At 43.0% G+C, this 17,046-nt stretch carries 14 protein-coding genes and 4 tRNA genes; 5 read left to right on the forward strand and 13 right to left on the reverse strand.

The genetic code is table 11. The features are described from left to right. The first annotated feature begins 296 nt into the window (after window positions 1-296). From L1077_RS20815 to L1077_RS20830, 4 genes are all read left to right on the forward strand, one after another. Window positions 297-1,877 (forward strand): methyl-accepting chemotaxis protein, encoded by a 1,581-nt coding sequence (locus L1077_RS20815; protein WP_237138829.1) that lies wholly within the window; start codon window positions 297-299, stop codon window positions 1,875-1,877. A 157-nt stretch (window positions 1,878-2,034) separates the two neighbouring features. Then, the gene (locus tag L1077_RS20820; RefSeq protein WP_237138830.1) at window positions 2,035-2,373 is read left to right on the forward strand and encodes a DUF3703 domain-containing protein; all 339 of its coding nucleotides are present in this window, start codon (window positions 2,035-2,037) and stop codon (window positions 2,371-2,373) included. A 66-nt stretch (window positions 2,374-2,439) separates the two neighbouring features. Further along, window positions 2,440-3,174, forward strand: coding sequence for a helix-turn-helix transcriptional regulator (locus tag L1077_RS20825; protein WP_237138831.1), 735 nt, complete (start codon window positions 2,440-2,442; stop codon window positions 3,172-3,174). A 313-nt stretch (window positions 3,175-3,487) separates the two neighbouring features. Next, on the forward strand, window positions 3,488-4,162 hold the full coding sequence (locus tag L1077_RS20830) for a hypothetical protein (protein ID WP_237138832.1): 675 nt from the start codon (window positions 3,488-3,490) through the stop codon (window positions 4,160-4,162). 120 nt (window positions 4,163-4,282) lie between these two features. Here the strand turns inward: L1077_RS20830 and L1077_RS20835 are convergent, their stop codons facing one another. Then, window positions 4,283-5,329: a helix-turn-helix domain-containing protein gene (locus L1077_RS20835; RefSeq protein ID WP_237138833.1), complete on the reverse strand. Its 1,047-nt coding sequence runs from the start codon at window positions 5,327-5,329 to the stop codon at window positions 4,283-4,285. Between the two features lie 164 nt (window positions 5,330-5,493). On the opposite strand from L1077_RS20835, the gene L1077_RS20840 reads away from it, so the two are divergent. After that, window positions 5,494-6,003, forward strand: a complete 510-nt coding sequence (locus tag L1077_RS20840) for a hypothetical protein (RefSeq protein WP_237138834.1) — start codon at window positions 5,494-5,496, stop codon at window positions 6,001-6,003. Window positions 6,004-6,174: 171 nt separating this feature from the next. Here the strand turns inward: L1077_RS20840 and nth are convergent, their stop codons facing one another. The 12 genes from nth to L1077_RS20900 all read right to left on the reverse strand — a co-directional run bounded on the left by nth (window position 6,175) and on the right by L1077_RS20900 (window position 16,038). Further along, window positions 6,175-6,810 (reverse strand): endonuclease III, encoded by a 636-nt coding sequence (gene nth / locus L1077_RS20845; RefSeq protein ID WP_237138835.1) that lies wholly within the window; start codon window positions 6,808-6,810, stop codon window positions 6,175-6,177. Between the two features lie 117 nt (window positions 6,811-6,927). Further along, on the reverse strand, window positions 6,928-7,626 hold the full coding sequence (locus L1077_RS20850; protein ID WP_063362248.1) for an electron transport complex subunit E: 699 nt from the start codon (window positions 7,624-7,626) through the stop codon (window positions 6,928-6,930). Continuing rightward, a complete protein-coding gene (rsxG, locus tag L1077_RS20855) occupies window positions 7,623-8,261 on the reverse strand; it encodes an electron transport complex subunit RsxG (protein WP_237138836.1) in 639 nt (212 codons plus the stop codon). The genes L1077_RS20850 and rsxG overlap by 4 nt, the downstream gene beginning before the upstream one ends. Next, window positions 8,258-9,310, reverse strand: coding sequence for an electron transport complex subunit RsxD (rsxD, locus tag L1077_RS20860; RefSeq protein ID WP_237138837.1), 1,053 nt, complete (start codon window positions 9,308-9,310; stop codon window positions 8,258-8,260). Before rsxD ends, rsxG begins: the two co-directional genes overlap by 4 nt. Continuing rightward, the gene (gene rsxC / locus L1077_RS20865; protein WP_237138838.1) at window positions 9,307-12,174 is read right to left on the reverse strand and encodes an electron transport complex subunit RsxC; all 2,868 of its coding nucleotides are present in this window, start codon (window positions 12,172-12,174) and stop codon (window positions 9,307-9,309) included. Before rsxC ends, rsxD begins: the two co-directional genes overlap by 4 nt. Before the next feature lie 9 nt (window positions 12,175-12,183). Continuing rightward, window positions 12,184-12,738 carry an electron transport complex subunit RsxB gene (gene rsxB / locus L1077_RS20870; RefSeq protein WP_237138839.1) on the reverse strand — a complete coding sequence of 185 codons (555 nt, stop codon included), beginning with the start codon at window positions 12,736-12,738 and terminating at the stop codon, window positions 12,184-12,186. Window position 12,739: 1 nt separating this feature from the next. Then, entirely contained in the window at window positions 12,740-13,321 is a 582-nt protein-coding gene (gene rsxA / locus L1077_RS20875; protein WP_039608430.1) for an electron transport complex subunit RsxA, read from the reverse strand. A gap of 177 nt (window positions 13,322-13,498) precedes the next feature. After that, a complete protein-coding gene (locus L1077_RS20880) occupies window positions 13,499-15,442 on the reverse strand; it encodes an EAL domain-containing protein (protein WP_063362252.1) in 1,944 nt (647 codons plus the stop codon). A gap of 224 nt (window positions 15,443-15,666) precedes the next feature. After that, a tRNA-Asn gene (locus L1077_RS20885) sits at window positions 15,667-15,743 on the reverse strand. A gap of 24 nt (window positions 15,744-15,767) precedes the next feature. Beyond that, window positions 15,768-15,844 (reverse strand) — tRNA-Asn (locus tag L1077_RS20890). A gap of 19 nt (window positions 15,845-15,863) precedes the next feature. Then, a tRNA-Asn gene (locus tag L1077_RS20895) sits at window positions 15,864-15,940 on the reverse strand. Between the two features lie 21 nt (window positions 15,941-15,961). Further along, window positions 15,962-16,038 (reverse strand) — tRNA-Asn (locus tag L1077_RS20900). Window positions 16,039-17,046: the final 1,008 nt, after the last annotated feature.

Genomic DNA, 17,046 nt, shown 5'->3' on the forward strand with positions numbered 1-17,046 from the left:
GAATCCCCTAGGGGACGCCATTTTCTTTGTTATCTTTCAGCTATTCTTGCTAATTTTATCCCCTTTGCTAACTTTAAATTTATTATTGCAGTGCGCAATTGACTCTCGTGCTTAATGACTTTGATTGGTATTGTGTATTTCCTTTCTTTTCATGTTCAATTAAGATTTGGTTGATGAATAAATTTAAATTTTCAATTATCTCCATAAGCTTGATTTAGAACAATTTTTGGTCATTTTTGTCATGCTCGCATTAGCGTAATCACTTACTATTGCTTTTTAATTTAGAGTGAGTTGCTATGACTAAAGGAAGATCAACGGTAACCAACCGCGAATACGACTATCCCAGTTCTTATAATTTGCTATCAACAACCAACACCAAAGGGCAGATTAAATATGCTAATCGTCAGTTTTGTGAAGTAGCTGGCTTTGAACTACATGAACTAGAAGGTAAGCCGCACAATATTGTGCGCCACCCAAGCATGCCAAAACCCGCATTTCAAAACATGTGGAACTACATTGAGTCTGGCAAGCCTTGGATGGGGATGGTAAAAAACCGCTGTAAAAATGGTGATCACTACTGGGTTAATGCCTATGTGACACCGATTTCGAATAATAGCGGCCAAACTGTCGAATACCAATCGGTCAGAACAAAACCAGATCGTGCAGTGGTTAATCGGGCAGAAAAAATATATCAAAAACTTAATGATGGGGCAGCAGTAGAGAGCTTTACGAGAGCTTCTATGTCGTTGTCTGCGCAGATGATGTTGATTATTGGTGTATTTTACATACTAAGCATGGTTTTTGCGTCGCTGCCATCACCGTGGTCCTATATCTTAGAAACCATTCTGGTTGTTGTTGCTTTAGTTTTGACCTACCAGCGTTTGTCCCCAGTAAGGGAGTTAAGTCAAAAAGCACGAAAGGTCTATGACAACCCTCTGATGCAAAAGATTTATATTAACAAGGTCAATGATATTGCAGCGATCGAGCTGGCGTTACTAGCGAGAGAATCAGAGTTACGTGCGGTACTTGGTAGAGTAAAAGATGCCAGTGATACGGTACGAGGCCATGCCAAAGAAACCGTTGATGAGTGTGATAAAAGTGCGCAACTGCTTAATAATCAACAGGCCCAGACAGGGTCACTTGCAACTGCGATCAATCAAATGACGGCGACGATCCAAGAAATTGCGTCGAATACCAACAATGCCGCATCGCAGTCAGAAGCTGCGCTCAAGTCTGTAAAAGAGGGAAGTTTGGCGGTCAATGAAAATATGGAAAATAACTACACCTTGTCAGAAGAGTTGACTCAAACCCAATCCGATATTGAAGATCTCAATGCACAAACCGTTAATATTGGCGGTGTTGTGGATGTGATCCGTGGGATCTCCGAACAAACGAATTTGCTGGCGTTAAATGCGGCCATTGAAGCAGCGCGCGCAGGAGAGCAAGGCAGAGGCTTTGCTGTTGTGGCTGATGAAGTCAGGGCGCTGGCACAGCGTACTCAAGATTCGACCAAGGAAATCGATGATATTGTCGCGAACCTAAGACAACGTGCAGAGCGAGCAGTGCAAGCAATACAAAATGGGGTTGATAAGTCAGGCCAATGCGTGGAAAAAGCAGAGGGCACGAAAGCTTCTTTAGACAGTATCAACTCAATAGTAAACGATATCTCCAGCTTGAATTATCAAATCGCAACTTCAACGGAAGAAATGTCGGGAGTCAGTAACGAGCTCAATAATAATGCAGTGACGATTTCGCAGTTAGCGACTGATTCATTGCAAAGCTCTGATAGATCTCTTGAAACCATGGCAAACACCCAAAAAGCCCTAGCTGATCAAAAATCGTTAGTGGATCAGTTTATCGCTAAATTTCAAAGTTAATTATGACGAATGTGGCGTGTCACTACATGCCACACTTGTTGGCAGGTTATCTAAATAAAAATAGCCAGTTTATTCAATTAATTTATCTCTATTTCTCATAAGATTTTCAGTAGTCGCAATTAAGCGGATAGTTTTGTTGAGTTTACAGAGGTATATTATGAATAAAGTTCTAAAACTGGCCTATGAAAGGGAAATGTTTACTGCACAGACTTTGTATCTGCAAGGCGATTTTATTACTTGTTTTAAGTCTCTTGAAAGAGCGCATATTCTTGGTCAGCAGTCTGTACTCAGACACACCAAAAGCCATTGGTGGATGCTAAAGGTAGGAATTAAACTGGCGGATAAAAAAGAAGTATTGGCACAAATATTAAGAGTGTTTGCAGCGATTATTTTCTCACGCCTTTGGGTGCCTAAAGGCAATACGGGGGGTGCCAATGTCAGTGCATTTAAGTCTATGCCTATACCATATGATCTTAAAGTATTTTTTAATGAATAAAGAGAAAATTTAATTAGAGTTAATCCTAAAAGCACATCTACCAACGGCAAAGAGAGTGAAAAAGTTTTGCAGCAAAACGTCTGGATAAAGACTGGGTATATATTACTCTATGGCGCTAGTATAGATGCGATTGCACACCAGCATGTCGCTATGCAAGTTGTTTGTCCAGATAGGGACAGTACTTGCATTCTAGCTGGTAAGACACTTCATAATGCGGTGATCATTGACTCAAATACGCCACATTGCTTGAAGATGGAAAGCGGGTGGGTGTTATTAGTTGAGCCACACAGCGTATTAGGGGCGTGCTTAAAGGCGCAATTAAGTGGTCAGCCTCTGAAAGTGCTCAGCATCTCGGCGACCCTGCAGCCCCTTCTATCTCAAAGTGACGCGATCACTGTTTTTTTCAAAGCATTTTCTGAGTTAATACAGGGAGCGCAGATGTTCGATAACCAGCTAAATACAATTACAGATCCTCGGATTAGTCGTTTGTTGTCTGAGCTGAATTCGTGTTTTGATGGGCAGTGTATTAAGCCTTTGCAATGGCGTGCAAAAGAGGTTGCACACAAATATCATTTGTCAGAAAGTCGGTTTTTACACCTTTTCTCTGAGCAAGTAGGCATTGCTTGGCGGCCTTATTTATTATGGAGAAGAATGTTATGTGCATTGCTGACAATGCAAAAAGGCGCGAGTGCAACCGAAGCCGCTTTTAGTGCAGGCTTTTCTGATAGTGCCCATTTGAGTCGTACTTTTAAAAATACATTTGGTATGACAATTAGACAGGCTATCAGTTTATTTAAGTAACAGGTGTAATAAGTTAAAGCACGTAATACATATCTTAGCCTTTCAAGTACACCGCTTAGGTGCAAATTTCCTTTTAATACCACAGTAAAATTTTTTGAGAACTCAAATCGTTATTAACAGATTAAAAAGTATAGATATAATCAAAATTAGTAACAAGTGGTTATTTTTTGTAACATTTCAAGGGTATCTATAACGTTGCGCTTATGCCAATTTATCCAACACTGTGAAGTATGAAATTTAACCGTTCTGTTTGTGTATGATTATCTGTTTGAACGGTTATGAAAGCATGCACATGAATACAAAAGGAGGCGTAATGCTTACGGTGCATATTATAGCTGGTTCATTTTTACTGTTGTTTGGTATTGGCGCTTTGAGCTTTGCAAAAGGAAAGCTTCGGCATAGATGGTCAGGTAACCTATTTTTCCTTGCGATGTTAATAATGACAGGGACCGCTGCTTTTTTTAATGGCGGTGCAACCATGTCCTTGATGACATTTTATTATGGTGCGACTGCTTGGGCGATTGTGCTCAGAAAAGAGCAAACAACCGGTATTTTTGAAATATTGGCTATGTGCTTAATACTCTATGTCAGCATATCATTATTTTATTTTGTATATACCACAGTGGATTTGGATCCGACCTTCAAAGCTATTTTCACGATTCATGCCTCTGTGGCCTTATTGGCAGCAGGTATGGATCTTAGGATGATCCTAAAGGGTGGCCTTTCGGGTAAGCATCGTATCGCTAGGCACACGTGGCGGTCGTGTTTTGCTATGCTGGGGGCTGTGATGTCGTTTTCAGCAAATACATCAGATAGGTGGCCTGATTTTATTAACAGTAATGCGTTAATTTATCTGATGATAGGCGTACTATTTTACTGGGTAATTAGAGTGCTATTCACTGGTTGGTCAAAACAGTTAAACCGTATTATCGGTGACAGCTTACTCCTCAAGAGGTTGCCAGTATTTAAGCGAGATATTAAAGAGTAACAGCGCGCTATTTTATATCAATTGTGATGGGCGAGAGCGCGCCCATCACTGAGCCCCTAAAAATGACAATGGAAGAGCCTGTATATTATGACTATTTAAACCGCCCCAGATTACATAGGTTTATGAGGTCAATTGTTGTTTACGGTACTGCCCAGGAGTGCAGCCTGTAAACTCTTTAAACGCACGACTAAATGGGGCCGCAGACGCAAAGCCACTTTCAATACCAACGACAAGCACCGGCCAATCGCGTTTCTCAGGTGCACTTAATATTGATTTTGCGTACTCTATACGCATCTGGTTCACATAGTGATTAAAGTTCTTCGCATCGAAGTAATCGAGCATAATAGCGCGGATACGATACTCGGGAAGGTCTAGCTCACGAGCAATATCGGCAACACGTAAATTTGCGTCCAAAAAGCGTTTTTCTTCAACCAACAGATGTTGAATTTTCTGAGCGAGTGGGCGCTCACTTTGGCGAGCATCCTCTTTTTTGTCATCCTGTTTCACGAATTGTTGCTGACGAAATCGTATCAACCAATGTGAACTGAAAAAGATTAAAATATATGCGAACACGACCAACCATTTTCGTCCTTCGCCCATCGCTAATTCTTTGGGCAGAGCGACAGCAATCAGCATAACGCTGATGATGCTCACCAAAAATGAAGACAGGTAGATCATCGCGATTTTACGTTGAATCATAGCTGCGCTTTGTAATACCCGATAGCCCTCCCAAAACGCAAGAATGAGCATACCTGATGATAATATTGCAATTGCTTCGGATAACACCGTTATTGAAGTTGATAGCCAATCGCTTTGGAGCTGCCACATCTTTTCTATAAATCGGAATAGGTGCCTTAATATCAGGCATATTCCTAGTACACCTGCAAACTGGAGGTGGTGGTGATTAATGGGATTGGTTTTTCGAAAAAATGCACGTGAAAAAAGCCAGTACCCACTACAGGTCGCAAACCCGAATATCCCTATCAGGTGATGATAAGGGGTAAAGTAAGTGCTTGTTAGTTGATAGGCAAGATACATCGACGAGGAAGCACAAAAACCTGCAAAAGCTAAATGTAAAATGTGCTTTTGTCGAAGGCGATAATGATTGAAAGCTAATACCAAACTTAGCAAGACGGTAAGTGACTGCGCAATTTTTAGTGGATCCAATTTTGATTCCCTCCCACTTTTATACCGATTCTACATTAATCTCGTTTCTTTTCGATAATCTTCTGATTTATCCGCTTTTATTAGTATCGATTTTGAAATTCGATGCGCTTTAGAGCTTTCATATTGGCAGTATTGACGTGAAATTTAGAAGACAAGGTACAGTTATGAAAAATAAATCTGTCATTGATAACGAAAGTGTCTGTGAGAAAAATAAGCCAGCTAACGAGTACGACTCAATACAACATTGTGCACCAGCAGTCGCATTGTGGAAAACATGGGGGCTTAGACTTATATTTGCTGCAATGGTAATTGTTCTGGGCTCTAAGCAGTTAAATTATATCTTAGAAGGCGCCTCTGAATGGGATCGCTGGAGAGGCCTTGGGCATTCAATGTTGTTTGCGCTGGCTTTATTTGCAATAGGCGGTGTTTTTCGTCCTTTAACTTTTTTACCTATTATGCTCTATGAAATCGTTTGGAAACTGGTTTGGCTGACTGTCGTTGCATTGCCTCCATTTCTGTCAGGTCAAGATGTGCCAAACATTGTAAACGCAAAAGCATCGATAATTGGCATTGCTGTATTAATGGTTCTGATCCCGTGGCGTTATGTTTGGTGGAAGTATTTTACTCAGACGATTGAACCATGGAGACGAAAGAAAGCCGATGGGAATAAATAAGCTGTAATTTTGATGAAGGCTGCTAGGCAATAATTGCTAGCAGCTTTACATTAGCAAAACGCTTGCCTTCAATATAAAGGTATTTAAAGCAGCAGTTTATCTTTTATTGAATAACCAATTTAGCGCAAAGAACAGCTTGTCCATGACAGGATTGAACTTTAAATTGCCAATTTAGACATCTGTTTTTTCTTTAAATTCGCACAAGTCTTCAATAATACAGCTGCCGCATTTTGGTTTACGTGCAGTACATACATAGCGACCATGCAAAATAAGCCAATGGTGCACATCCACTTTAAACTCTTTTGGCACGACTTTTTCAAGCTTCTCTTCTACCGCGACGACATCTTTGCCCATAGCAAATTTAGTGCGGTTAGAGACTCTAAAAATATGGGTATCGACTGCAATGGTCGGCCAACCAAATGCACAATTTAATACAACGTTTGCGGTTTTACGACCAACTCCAGGTAAGGCTTCTAACGCTTTACGGTCTTGGGGGACTTCTGAGCCATGTTTTTCGATTAAAATTTGGCACAGTTTAAACACATTGTTAGCTTTTGAATTATATAAGCCAATGGTTTTTATGTACTCCTTTAAGCCTTCAACACCTAAATCTACAATTGCTTCTGGCGTATTGGCGACGGGAAACAATTTGCGAGTTGCCTTGTTAACGCCCACATCTGTCGCCTGTGCTGACAAGGTGACTGCAACCAATAATTCAAACGGGGTGGTGTACTCCAAGTCGGACTCTGGGTTTGGATTGTCTTCTCGCAGTCGAGTTAAAATCTCTAAACGTTTTGCTTTATTCATGACGGTTTTTAAGTAGTTAGCTAAGAGGGGCTAAGTGTGATTGCATCTTATTTGCCCCTGCAATCACACTTAGGGTTTACGCAGACTAAGTGACGGCTTAGGCTGCGTTTAATTGTATTAAGTTAGGCTAGTAACCCTTGCTCTTTCTGCTTTTTCAGCTGGTGCTGCTGGCTGAGCTTGTGCTTTTTGGCGCTCATCAAAGTAGTTTTTAGCAGCAATGATAAGGCCCAACCCCAAGAAAGCGCCAGGAGGTAAAATAGCCACTAGGAATTGGCTATCAAAGCTCAGTACTTCAATTCGCAATGCCGTGGCCCAGTCTCCAAGTAATAGCTCTGCGCCATCAAATAAGGTACCTTGCCCGATAAGTTCACGCATTGCGCCTAAGATGACCAACACGGCAGCAAAGCCCAGACCCATCATCACACCATCCCACGCTGATAATATGGGGGTGTTTTTTGATGCATAAGCTTCTGCCCGGCCAATAATGGCGCAGTTGGTCACAATTAAGGGAATGAAGATCCCCAGAGATTGATAGAGCCCAAATGTATATGCATTCATCAACAATTGAATGATGGTGACAAACGCGGCAATGATCATCACAAATACAGGGATACGAATATCTTTGGGTACCCAATTTCTGACGATAGACACGGTGACGTTAGAACCAACTAATACAAGCAAGGTTGCGATCCCAAGGCCTAAGGCATTGGTAACTGTGCTGGTGACAGCAAGCAGGGGACATAAGCCAAGCAGCTGTACCAAGGCGGCATTGTTTTTCCAAAGTCCCTCATGGGCTAGTGTTTTGTACTCGCTCATAACTGCTCCTCTTGGCAAACATTGCTTTGTGCAAATAGGCTATCAAAGTTTTGATGGGCAAACCAAGTAGCCGTATTCACAGAGTGGACAACCGCTCTAGGTGTGATGGTTGCCCCTGTAAATTGATCGAACATACCGCCTTCTTTTTTAACATTAAAGGCTTGGTCTTCTGCTGATTGTACTGTCATACCTGCAAAAGAGTGTACCCAGTCTGACTTTTTAACTTCGACTTTATCGCCCAAGCCAGGTGTTTCTTTATGCTGGGTAATACGCACGCCTGCGATTTCTGCATTGGCATATACTGCGGTTAAGATGTCGATATTACCGCTATAACCTTCAGGGGTAATATGCTGCACTAATAAAGCGACAGGCTGACCATTTTGCTTAGCACGATAGATTCGATGCGGTCCATTAGGACCAAGCTCTGGTGCATCGCTTTCGATGCAATCTAAATACAGTTCATTGTTGTATTTGTCAGCGGGCAGTACCTGTGTCAAGGTGCGCATCAGGTGTTTCTTTTCTTGCGCTTCGATACGAGGTGCTGTGAGCTGCTGCACGAGCGCAACGCTGCCTGTTGTGGCAAGGGCAAAGGCGGTGAGGATCGCGCCATTTTTTTTCATTGATGCGAGGATCATTTCTTTGCTCCATGTCCATAAGTACGTGGCTGGGTGTAATGGTCTATCAAAGGTACTGCCATATTGAGTAGCAGTACAGAAAATGCCACGGCATCTGGGTATCCGCCAAATTGCCTGATCAGATAGACAAGCAGGCCAATAAGGGCACCATAGATAAGTCTGCCTTTATTGGTGGTCGATGCTGAGACAGGATCCGTTGCGATGAAAAATGCCCCGATCATGGTTGCACCGCTCAGTAAATGGAATGCAACGCCAGCTTGACCATCTAAAAGGTAGCCAAATAAGCTGCAAACAGCCAAAGAGGCGATCATGGCGACTGGGATATGCCAATTTATGACTTTTGCTTTAAGCAAATACAGTCCACCAAGGAGATAAGCTAAATTCACCCATTGCCAGCCCTCACCAGCAAATCGATTAAATGCGCTATTATCCATAGCTTCTTGCACTGTAAGGCTTTGTCCCATGGCTGTTTTGACGTGATCCAAAGGCGTCGCACCAGTCGCGCCATCAATGACTTGTCTTGCTTGCTCTAGTGATAAGCCTGAATAAGTTGCTTCTGTAAAAATTAATGCGATTTGATCAAATAGGGTGATAGGCGCATTCAGCAGAGATTGAACTGGTAACCATGCAGTCATTTGCACAGGAAATGAAATGAGTAGCAGGACGTATGCTGCCATAGCAGGATTGAATAGGTTAAAACCAAGCCCACCATAAAGTTGTTTTACAATCACAATCGCAAAACATGCACCAATCACGACCACCCACCAAGGTGCCAAGGGTGGCACACTGACGGCGATTAAAACGCCTGTGAGCCATGCGCTTCCGTCACTGAGCGTTGGCCAAATTGGACGGCCTCGAAGTTTTAGCATTGCAGCTTCCGCAAGACTCACCGTCGTGAGTGCCAATGCCAGTTGAATAAATACGCCGATACCAAAAAAATAGCTTTGTACCAAGATCCCAGGTATACAAGCTAACATCACGCAAATCATGAGTTTGTTAACCGATTTAAGGCTGTGGTTATGGGGCGATGAAGCCATGGTTAATTTCATGACAGATCATTTCCTTCTTGTTCTTGGGCTTTCTTTTTAGCTTTGGCACGCTCAACGGCGGCACGTATGGCAGCTTTGCGCTTATCTTCTGGACTGAGTGCTTCAGTTTGTGTGTCATCATCTAATGACACATCCTCTTCTGTTTTGTCATCAACGACAGGCTCTTCCTCTTGCTCAGCTTCTTTGGCGGCTTTTTTCGCTTTAGCACGGGCAATTGCAGCAGCAACAGCGGCTTTGCGCGGATCTTCAGGCTCGTCATCAACGACCGGCTCTTCCTCTTGCTCAGCTTCTTTGGCGGCTTTTTTCGCTTTAGCATGGGCGATGGCGGCAGCAACAGCAGCTTTACGGGGATCTTCCGGCTCGTCATCAACGACAGGCTCTTCCACTTGCTCAGCTTCTTTGGCGGCTTTTTTCGCTTTAGCACGGGCGATGGCGGCAGCGACAGCAGCTTGGCGCGGATCTTCCGGCTCGTCATCAACGACAGGCTCTTCCACTTGCTCAGCTTCTTTGGCTGCTTTTTTCGCTTTCGCACGGGCGATGGCGGCAGCAACAGCAGCTTTACGCGGATCTTCAGGCTCGTCATCAACGACAGGCTCTTCCACTTGCTCAGCTTCTTTGGCTGCTTTTTTCGCTTTAGCACGGGCGATGGCGGCAGCGACAGCAGCTTTGCGCGGATCTTCCGGCTCGTCATCAACGACAGGCTCTTCCACTTGCTCAGCTTCTTTGGCGGCTTTTTTCGCTTTAGCACGGGCGATGGCGGCAGCGACAGCAGCTTTGCGCGGATCTTCCGGCTCGTCATCAACGACAGGCTCTTCCACTTGCTCAGCTTCTTTGGCCGCTTTTTTCGCTTTCGCACGCGCAATGGCTGCTGCCACAGCTGCTTTTCTCGGGTCATCCGTTTTCACGTCATCTGAAGCACTTGCGCTGTTATGCTCAGGATCTTGCTCTGCTTTTTTTGCTTTAGCTCGGGCAATCGCAGCAGCGACAGCAGCTTTTCGAGGATCATCTTCTGATCCTTGTTTTGGCTCGTCACCTGACTTTTTCGCTTTGGCGCGCGCAATGGCAGCGGCGACGGCTGCTTTGCGTGGATCTTGCTCTTGCGATTCTACTGTGTCAGCTGCTTGGACTGCTTTTTTCGCTTTGGCACGTGCAATGGCCGCAGCAACCGCATCTTTTGGTGCACTGCCTGTATCTGAGCCAGCTTTTTCTTCTTTGTACTTCCTAGCTTGTTCTTTTCTTTTTGCTCGCTCTAACGCTACTGCGCTGTTATCAGGCTCAAGCGCCGAGGTATCGCCCTCCGCTTTTTTCGCTTTAGCACGCTCAATGGCGGCCTGTACCGCTGACTGTTCAGGGCGTTTTTGCTTAACTCGCTCAAGTGCCTCAGACACTTTAGCTTTATCTTTGGCTGGCGCACTACGAGCGGGTCGCTTATGACGGTTTTGTCTTTCTTCTTGTTCTCTTTCAAGGCGAGCTTTACGTGCTTCAAAGCGCTCTTTAGCACGTTCAGCTTTTACTTTTTCAAGTTTTTGTTCGCGGATCTCCGCTTTAGCAACACGATAATATTGCACTAACGGGATTTCACTTGGGCAAACATAAGAACAGGCGCCGCACTCAATACAGTCAAACAGATTGTACTCTTCGAGCTTGTCGTACTCCTGACCCTTGGCAAACCATTGCAGTTGTTGCGGCAACAAGGTTTGTGGACAGGCATCAGCACAGGCACTGCAACGAATACAAGCTTGTTCTTGCCCAGCGACTGCCAGTTCTTGATTATCAGGCGCTAAAATGCAGTTTGTGGTTTTAACAACGGGTATTCTCACTGTGGGCAACGTGAAGCCCATCATAGGACCGCCCATGATCACGCGCTGATCTTCAACAGGTGTAAACCCTTGGCTATAAACGAGGTGCTTGACTTCAGTGCCGAGTAAAGCCCACACGTTTTGTGGTTTGTGTATTGTATTACCGGTTACGGTGACAACTCGTTCTATCAGAGGTTTGCCTTCATAAACGGCTTCGCTGACAGCAAACAGTGTCCCTACGTTTTGCACTAAGACACCAACATCTGCCGGGATCCCGCCGCTGGGTACTTCTTTTGAAGTCAGCACTTTAATCAGCTGCTTTTCACCGCCAGAAGGATATTTAGTTGGAATTGAGCGAACTAATATCTTGTTATTGTGCTTGGCAGCTTGTTGCATCGCAGCCAACGCTTCTGGTTTGTTGTCTTCTATGCCAACCAGCGCGCATTGCGGTGATAAAATAGACATCATCACTTCCATACCGCGGATAATGTCTTGGGCACGCTCTCTCATGAGCATGTCGTCAGCAGTGATATAAGGTTCACATTCAACACCATTGACGACTAAATATTCAATGGTTTTTGCGCTATCCGCTTTGACATAGGTGGGGAAGCCTGCACCGCCCATACCTGCAATGCCGGCATGGTGAATAATATCAATGAGTGCTTTGTTATCTAAGCCATCAAGGGATGCGCGAGTTTCTAACTCACACCAAGCATCATTGCCATCTGGCGTTAAGACGATGCTCAATTCTGGCATCGCAGATGGATGCGCTGAAGGCATTGGCTTGATATCAGTAATAGTGCCTGAAGTCGGCGCATGAATTGGCAGCGACCAGTTTGTACCTGGTTGTGTTAATACTTGCCCTTTTAAAACATGATCGCCCTTATTCACAAGGAGCTGGCCATTTGCGCCAATATGTTGTTTTAATGGTAAGACTAAATACTCTGGCAGCGGAAGTGAGCCAATAGCAGCCTGATTTGACAAAGACTTTTGCTCTGGTGGGTGAATACCACCAGGAAATTGCCACAGTTTGCCGCTTTCAATTTGTTCAAGTAATGTTTCCACTTAAACCTCTCAGTCTAATTGTTTCACTGGAATTGCATCAATTTGCCACTTCCAAGATTGTTTTGTTTCAGCGACAGGGATCATATCTATACAGTCAACAGGGCAGGGCTCTACACATAGGTCACAGCCAGTACATTCATCTGCAATGACAGTGTGCATTTGACGTGTTGCGCCGACAATGGCATCGACAGGACAGGCTTGGATACATTTAGTACAACCAATACATTCATCCTCTCGGATATAGGCCACTTTTTTGATGGGCTCAGCTTCTTCACCACCGGCAAGAGGCTTGGCTTCAATCCCCATTAGATCTGCAAGCTTTTTAACCGTGGCTTCGCCGCCAGGAGGACATTTATTTACTTCATCGCCATTGGCAATAGCTTCAGCATAGGGGCGACAACCAGGGTAGCCACATTGACCACATTGCGTTTGTGGAAGAATAGCATCCACTTGATCAACAATAGGATTACTTTCAACGCGATATTTAATGGCTGCGTAGCCTAAGATCAAACCGAATACGAGTGCCAGGGCACCGATCGCTATCAGAGCATACAGTAATGTCATATTACAACTTCACCAATCCAGAGAAACCCATAAATGCAAGCGACATTAGGCCTGCGGTGATCATGGCAATCGAAGCACCTTTAAATGGGGTAGGGACGTCAGCTACCGCTAAGCGCTCTCGAAGCGCAGCAAATAATACTAGCACCATGGAAAAGCCCACCGCTGCACCAAAACCATATACGGCTGAGCTGATGAAAGTGTGCTCTTTGGTAATATTTAATAATGCGACACCGAGTACGGCACAGTTAGTGGTGATCAGAGGTAAGAAAATACCGAGTAGACGATATAAAGTTGGGCTGGTTTTTCTCACCACCATCTCGGTAAACTGTACAACAACAGCAATAACGAGGATAAAGCTCATAGTGCGCAGGAAAGTCAGCTCTAATGGCAATAAGATATACTGATTAACCAAATAACTGGTGACAGAAGCGAGTGTTAAAACAAAGGTGGTGGCCAGTGACATCCCGATGGCCGTTTCAAGTTTGCTTGAAACTCCCATAAACGGACAAAGTCCGAGGAATTGCACCAACACAAAGTTGTTTACCAGCACCGTGCCGATAAGCAACAACATATACTCTGTCATTCATGCCCCTTAACTATCTATCTTCGTTTCGCAACGTGTCATAAGACTGGAAATTCTAACAATTTTCCACGCTGAGATCACAACATTTAGCAGACTTTATTTGCATTGAAATCAAAAATTGGTAGGGAATGTTGACAATTATAGGAGGGATATAAAACCCCTCCAAATTACAGGGATTTAGACTTCTTTTGGCTTTTCGATGTAGTAGCCTTGTACGCCGTCTAAACAAAGTGTTTCGACGATGTGTTTTTCTTCTTGGCTTTCAACACCTTCAGCAAATACACTGACGCCGATACGGTGTGCTAAATCAACCATCAAGCGCATAAAGTACTGGTTGTTTTTATCTTCTTCTAAGCCTCGAGTGTAACTTGCATCCATTTTTATGAAATCGGGTTTTAGATCTCTAAAAAACTTAAATGAAGTTAAACCCACACCAAAACGCTCAACGGTAATACGGGCGCCGACACGATGGACCATATCAATAAAACGCTTACTGGCTTTAATATTTTGCTGCAAGCCAAATTCACTGACTTCGAAAATCAGCTTTGAGGCAAGGTTACCATCTTTTAATAAGCGTCTTTCAAGCCAAATAACAAACTGGTCGCTATGTGCGCTGGATGCTGTGACATTAATGCCAAAAAACTTTTCATTGAAGTTTCTGGTTTTAATTAGCTCCAGAGAACTGTCAATAATAAGCTGGTCAATTTCAATGGCCATCTCAAGCTTTTCAGCCATCGCCAAGAATGACGCCGTTGGCAGCATCTGATTGTCTTCGGTTTTAAAGCGAGATTGGATCTCAGCATATGCTTTGACATTTTTACCGATGGGCATGATGTTTTGCATCATCAAGTTCACGCGGCGGCTGTCGATAACTTCTCGAATAACGCGGCGCCAGTTTTGGTTACCAAATCCTGCACCAACATTATTGACGATGTCACTTTCTCGCTGTAAATGCCAGGCATTGGCCTGTTTGCTTTGCGCCATACTCATTGCATTATCAACGACGGATAATAACTCACCTAATGGCTTGCCTGACTCGTAAGAAACAATACCGGCATTAGCAACGGATGAGAGTTCTTGATTTTGCTGATATTGGGTAAATCTGGCTTGTAGCGTTTCACCAAATTGTTCCGCCTCTTTTGAGGGAACATTGGGTAAAATGACAGCAAAGTCGGAGCTATTTAACCTAAATACTTGGCTTCCAGTGTAAGTACCGCTGACATGCTTGACGATATCAGATACGGCACGGATATATTCATCGCCCTTTTGGTAGCCTCGTGTTTGGTTGATCATTTGCAATTCACTACATCTGATCATGGCAAGTGTGCCAAAGCTTTTATTATTCGCTTGCTCAATTTGATGTTCGTAATATTCTACAAACATATTACGGTTTCCAAGCCCGGTTACCACATCTTTATATGCTTCTTGTTTGATTGAGTGTGCGGCTGATTTGATGTCTTCCTGCTTACTCTTTAAAAAGTGCGCTAAGCGGTTAAATGAAGGGGCAAGTTCAGCGCCTAATTCAGTGACTTTACCTGTATTAAAGTCTTCTTCAATGCTTTCTGTAACTTGGTTTTGCGTAATGTATACATCAACGGCGTTAGCTACCGTCATACTGACATTGCGGTTTAGCTTCTTATATATGGTTTGCATATAAAATATTGGAATAAATGCAACTAAACCAGAGATGATGAGCATCAACAGGAGAGACTGTTGCAATAGCGATGCTTGGCTTTGCGCATTAATCACAAATTCTATTTTAATGTCTTTGGTTTTATTAACTGCAAATTGCGGACGGATAGAGTTAAAACTACTCGCAATAATATCCGCTAAAAAGGGCAGTTGAGCAGGAGTGCCTAATTGCAGTACAGCTTGGCCAGAAAAATCTCTTACTATAAAAGTAGAAAATACGTTGCCGTTGCTGAGTGACAAACGTATATGATCCGGGTTCATATCATTGACGGTTTTTTCTTGAATGTAGTTACTGACCATTTGTTGTGCACTTACTTGTGCACGGCTCACGGCGCTATCGAAGCTTGAAGCAACAAAAAAGATGCCAGCCGCTGAAAAAAGTAACCAAGATACGAATTGTAAAAAAATGAGTTTTTTAAAGCCTGCCATTATTTATCTTCTGCCTGAAAATGGAAGAAATACCTTTTAGCATTAGTACATGAATATAATGCTGCCAATCACAAATATGGAATACTAGGAATTACAAACACAGAAAATTGCTTGATTCATTTTCCATTATGGTAAGTAGTCCTAATTATATAGCAAAAATTCACCAGTGAAGGTGCTTGTAGAGTAGAGCATAGAAGGGAAAAAGTCTAACATATTCTGAGAATTGGCTCCCCCTCCCCGACTCGAACGGGGGACCTGCGGATTAACAGTCCGTCGCTCTAACCAACTGAGCTAAGGGGGAGCAATAAATATGTGTAAGAGTAGTTGGCTCCCCCTCCCCGACTCGAACGGGGGACCTGCGGATTAACAGTCCGTCGCTCTAACCAACTGAGCTAAGGGGGAACTACACTTTATAACGATTTGGCTCCCCCTCCCCGACTCGAACGGGGGACCTGCGGATTAACAGTCCGTCGCTCTAACCAACTGAGCTAAGGGGGAATCGTTATATGTTTAGAAACTTGGCTCCCCCTCCCCGACTCGAACGGGGGACCTGCGGATTAACAGTCCGTCGCTCTAACCAACTGAGCTAAGGGGGAAGCATGTCTCTCAACGGGGCGAAATATTAATGACGACACGGCGAAGTGTCAACAATAAAAATCACAGTTATGCAAAAAAACTGTCTTTTCGCTGGATTAATCAACAATTAAGCTTTTTTTTAATCACCCACATCGACAAAAAACCGAAATATACAAGTTTACACACGCTTAGATTCGGCTTTTGAAAAGGATCTTTATCACATATATAAGACGCTTTTCGTTTACTGATGGTGGGATTGTGTATTCTATAATCACAGGTATTCAGTGTTTTTTATCGTTTATGGCTCAAAAATGTTCGAAAGGTCTGTTTTTTGCACTTTTTCTGAGATCGCAATTTGTGGTTGTCGAGATCTTTTGGCGGATCTTAACACTAGGTTAGTTTGCAGTTCTTTTACAGTCGATTTGGTAAATATTTTACTCAAATATTAAGGTAGAACTGCATAGGTTAGTTATGCATGTTATTTTAGTAATTAATAAACAATGACTTATCTTATTTTTGGGTAGTTTTTTAAAAGTTGTATATTTATTAAATTAGGCTAAAAAGCAGATAAAAGACACATTTCAAGTGCCAGATCATCTAGTGCAATTGGAATGATCATATTGAGAAAATAAATAGCGTGAGAAGATCCCCGTCTAGGCCTTTATTTTTAAAGGCTCTACAAACTTATCCACGGAATCTGTGGATAACATTGTTTATTAATCTTTAAGAACTCTATGAAAGCTAAGCAAACCGTGGCATTAGCGCGAAGCAATAGTTTTTTTATCTTTTTTAAAGTTTATATATATCAACAATATAGGTGTTTTGGTGAGTTTTGTATGCAGATGTGAGTATTTTGACAGATTTATTTCAACATTGTTTGGCATATGTGCAAAAAGTGAGCCGAAGAATCATAATATTTGAAATAAAATTGACATTTTTTGTGCAGAGCGGAAATTATCAAAGAATAAGGTAAAAACAGCTACTTTTATAATATAAAACCATAACACGCTTCTATCGTATAACTGACA

Source organism: Pseudoalteromonas luteoviolacea, assembly GCF_021654285.1.
Taxonomy (GTDB): Bacteria; Pseudomonadota; Gammaproteobacteria; order Enterobacterales; family Alteromonadaceae; genus Pseudoalteromonas; species Pseudoalteromonas luteoviolacea_J.

Bases quoted from the DNA above. Each gene is read 5' to 3' on its own strand.
- L1077_RS20815 (WP_237138829.1), top strand. From the start codon at position 297: ATGACTAAAGGAAGATCAACGGTAACCAACCGCGAATACGACTATCCC.
- L1077_RS20820 (WP_237138830.1), top strand. From the start codon at position 2,035: ATGAATAAAGTTCTAAAACTGGCCTATGAAAGGGAAATGTTTACTGCA.
- L1077_RS20830 (WP_237138832.1), top strand. From the start codon at position 3,488: ATGCTTACGGTGCATATTATAGCTGGTTCATTTTTACTGTTGTTTGGT.
- L1077_RS20840 (WP_237138834.1), top strand. From the start codon at position 5,494: ATGAAAAATAAATCTGTCATTGATAACGAAAGTGTCTGTGAGAAAAAT.
- nth (WP_237138835.1), bottom strand. From the start codon at position 6,810: ATGAATAAAGCAAAACGTTTAGAGATTTTAACTCGACTGCGAGAAGAC.
- L1077_RS20850 (WP_063362248.1), bottom strand. From the start codon at position 7,626: ATGAGCGAGTACAAAACACTAGCCCATGAGGGACTTTGGAAAAACAAT.
- rsxG (WP_237138836.1), bottom strand. From the start codon at position 8,261: ATGATCCTCGCATCAATGAAAAAAAATGGCGCGATCCTCACCGCCTTT.
- rsxD (WP_237138837.1), bottom strand. From the start codon at position 9,310: ATGAAATTAACCATGGCTTCATCGCCCCATAACCACAGCCTTAAATCG.
- rsxB (WP_237138839.1), bottom strand. From the start codon at position 12,738: ATGACATTACTGTATGCTCTGATAGCGATCGGTGCCCTGGCACTCGTA.
- rsxA (WP_039608430.1), bottom strand. From the start codon at position 13,321: ATGACAGAGTATATGTTGTTGCTTATCGGCACGGTGCTGGTAAACAAC.
- L1077_RS20880 (WP_063362252.1), bottom strand. From the start codon at position 15,442: ATGGCAGGCTTTAAAAAACTCATTTTTTTACAATTCGTATCTTGGTTA.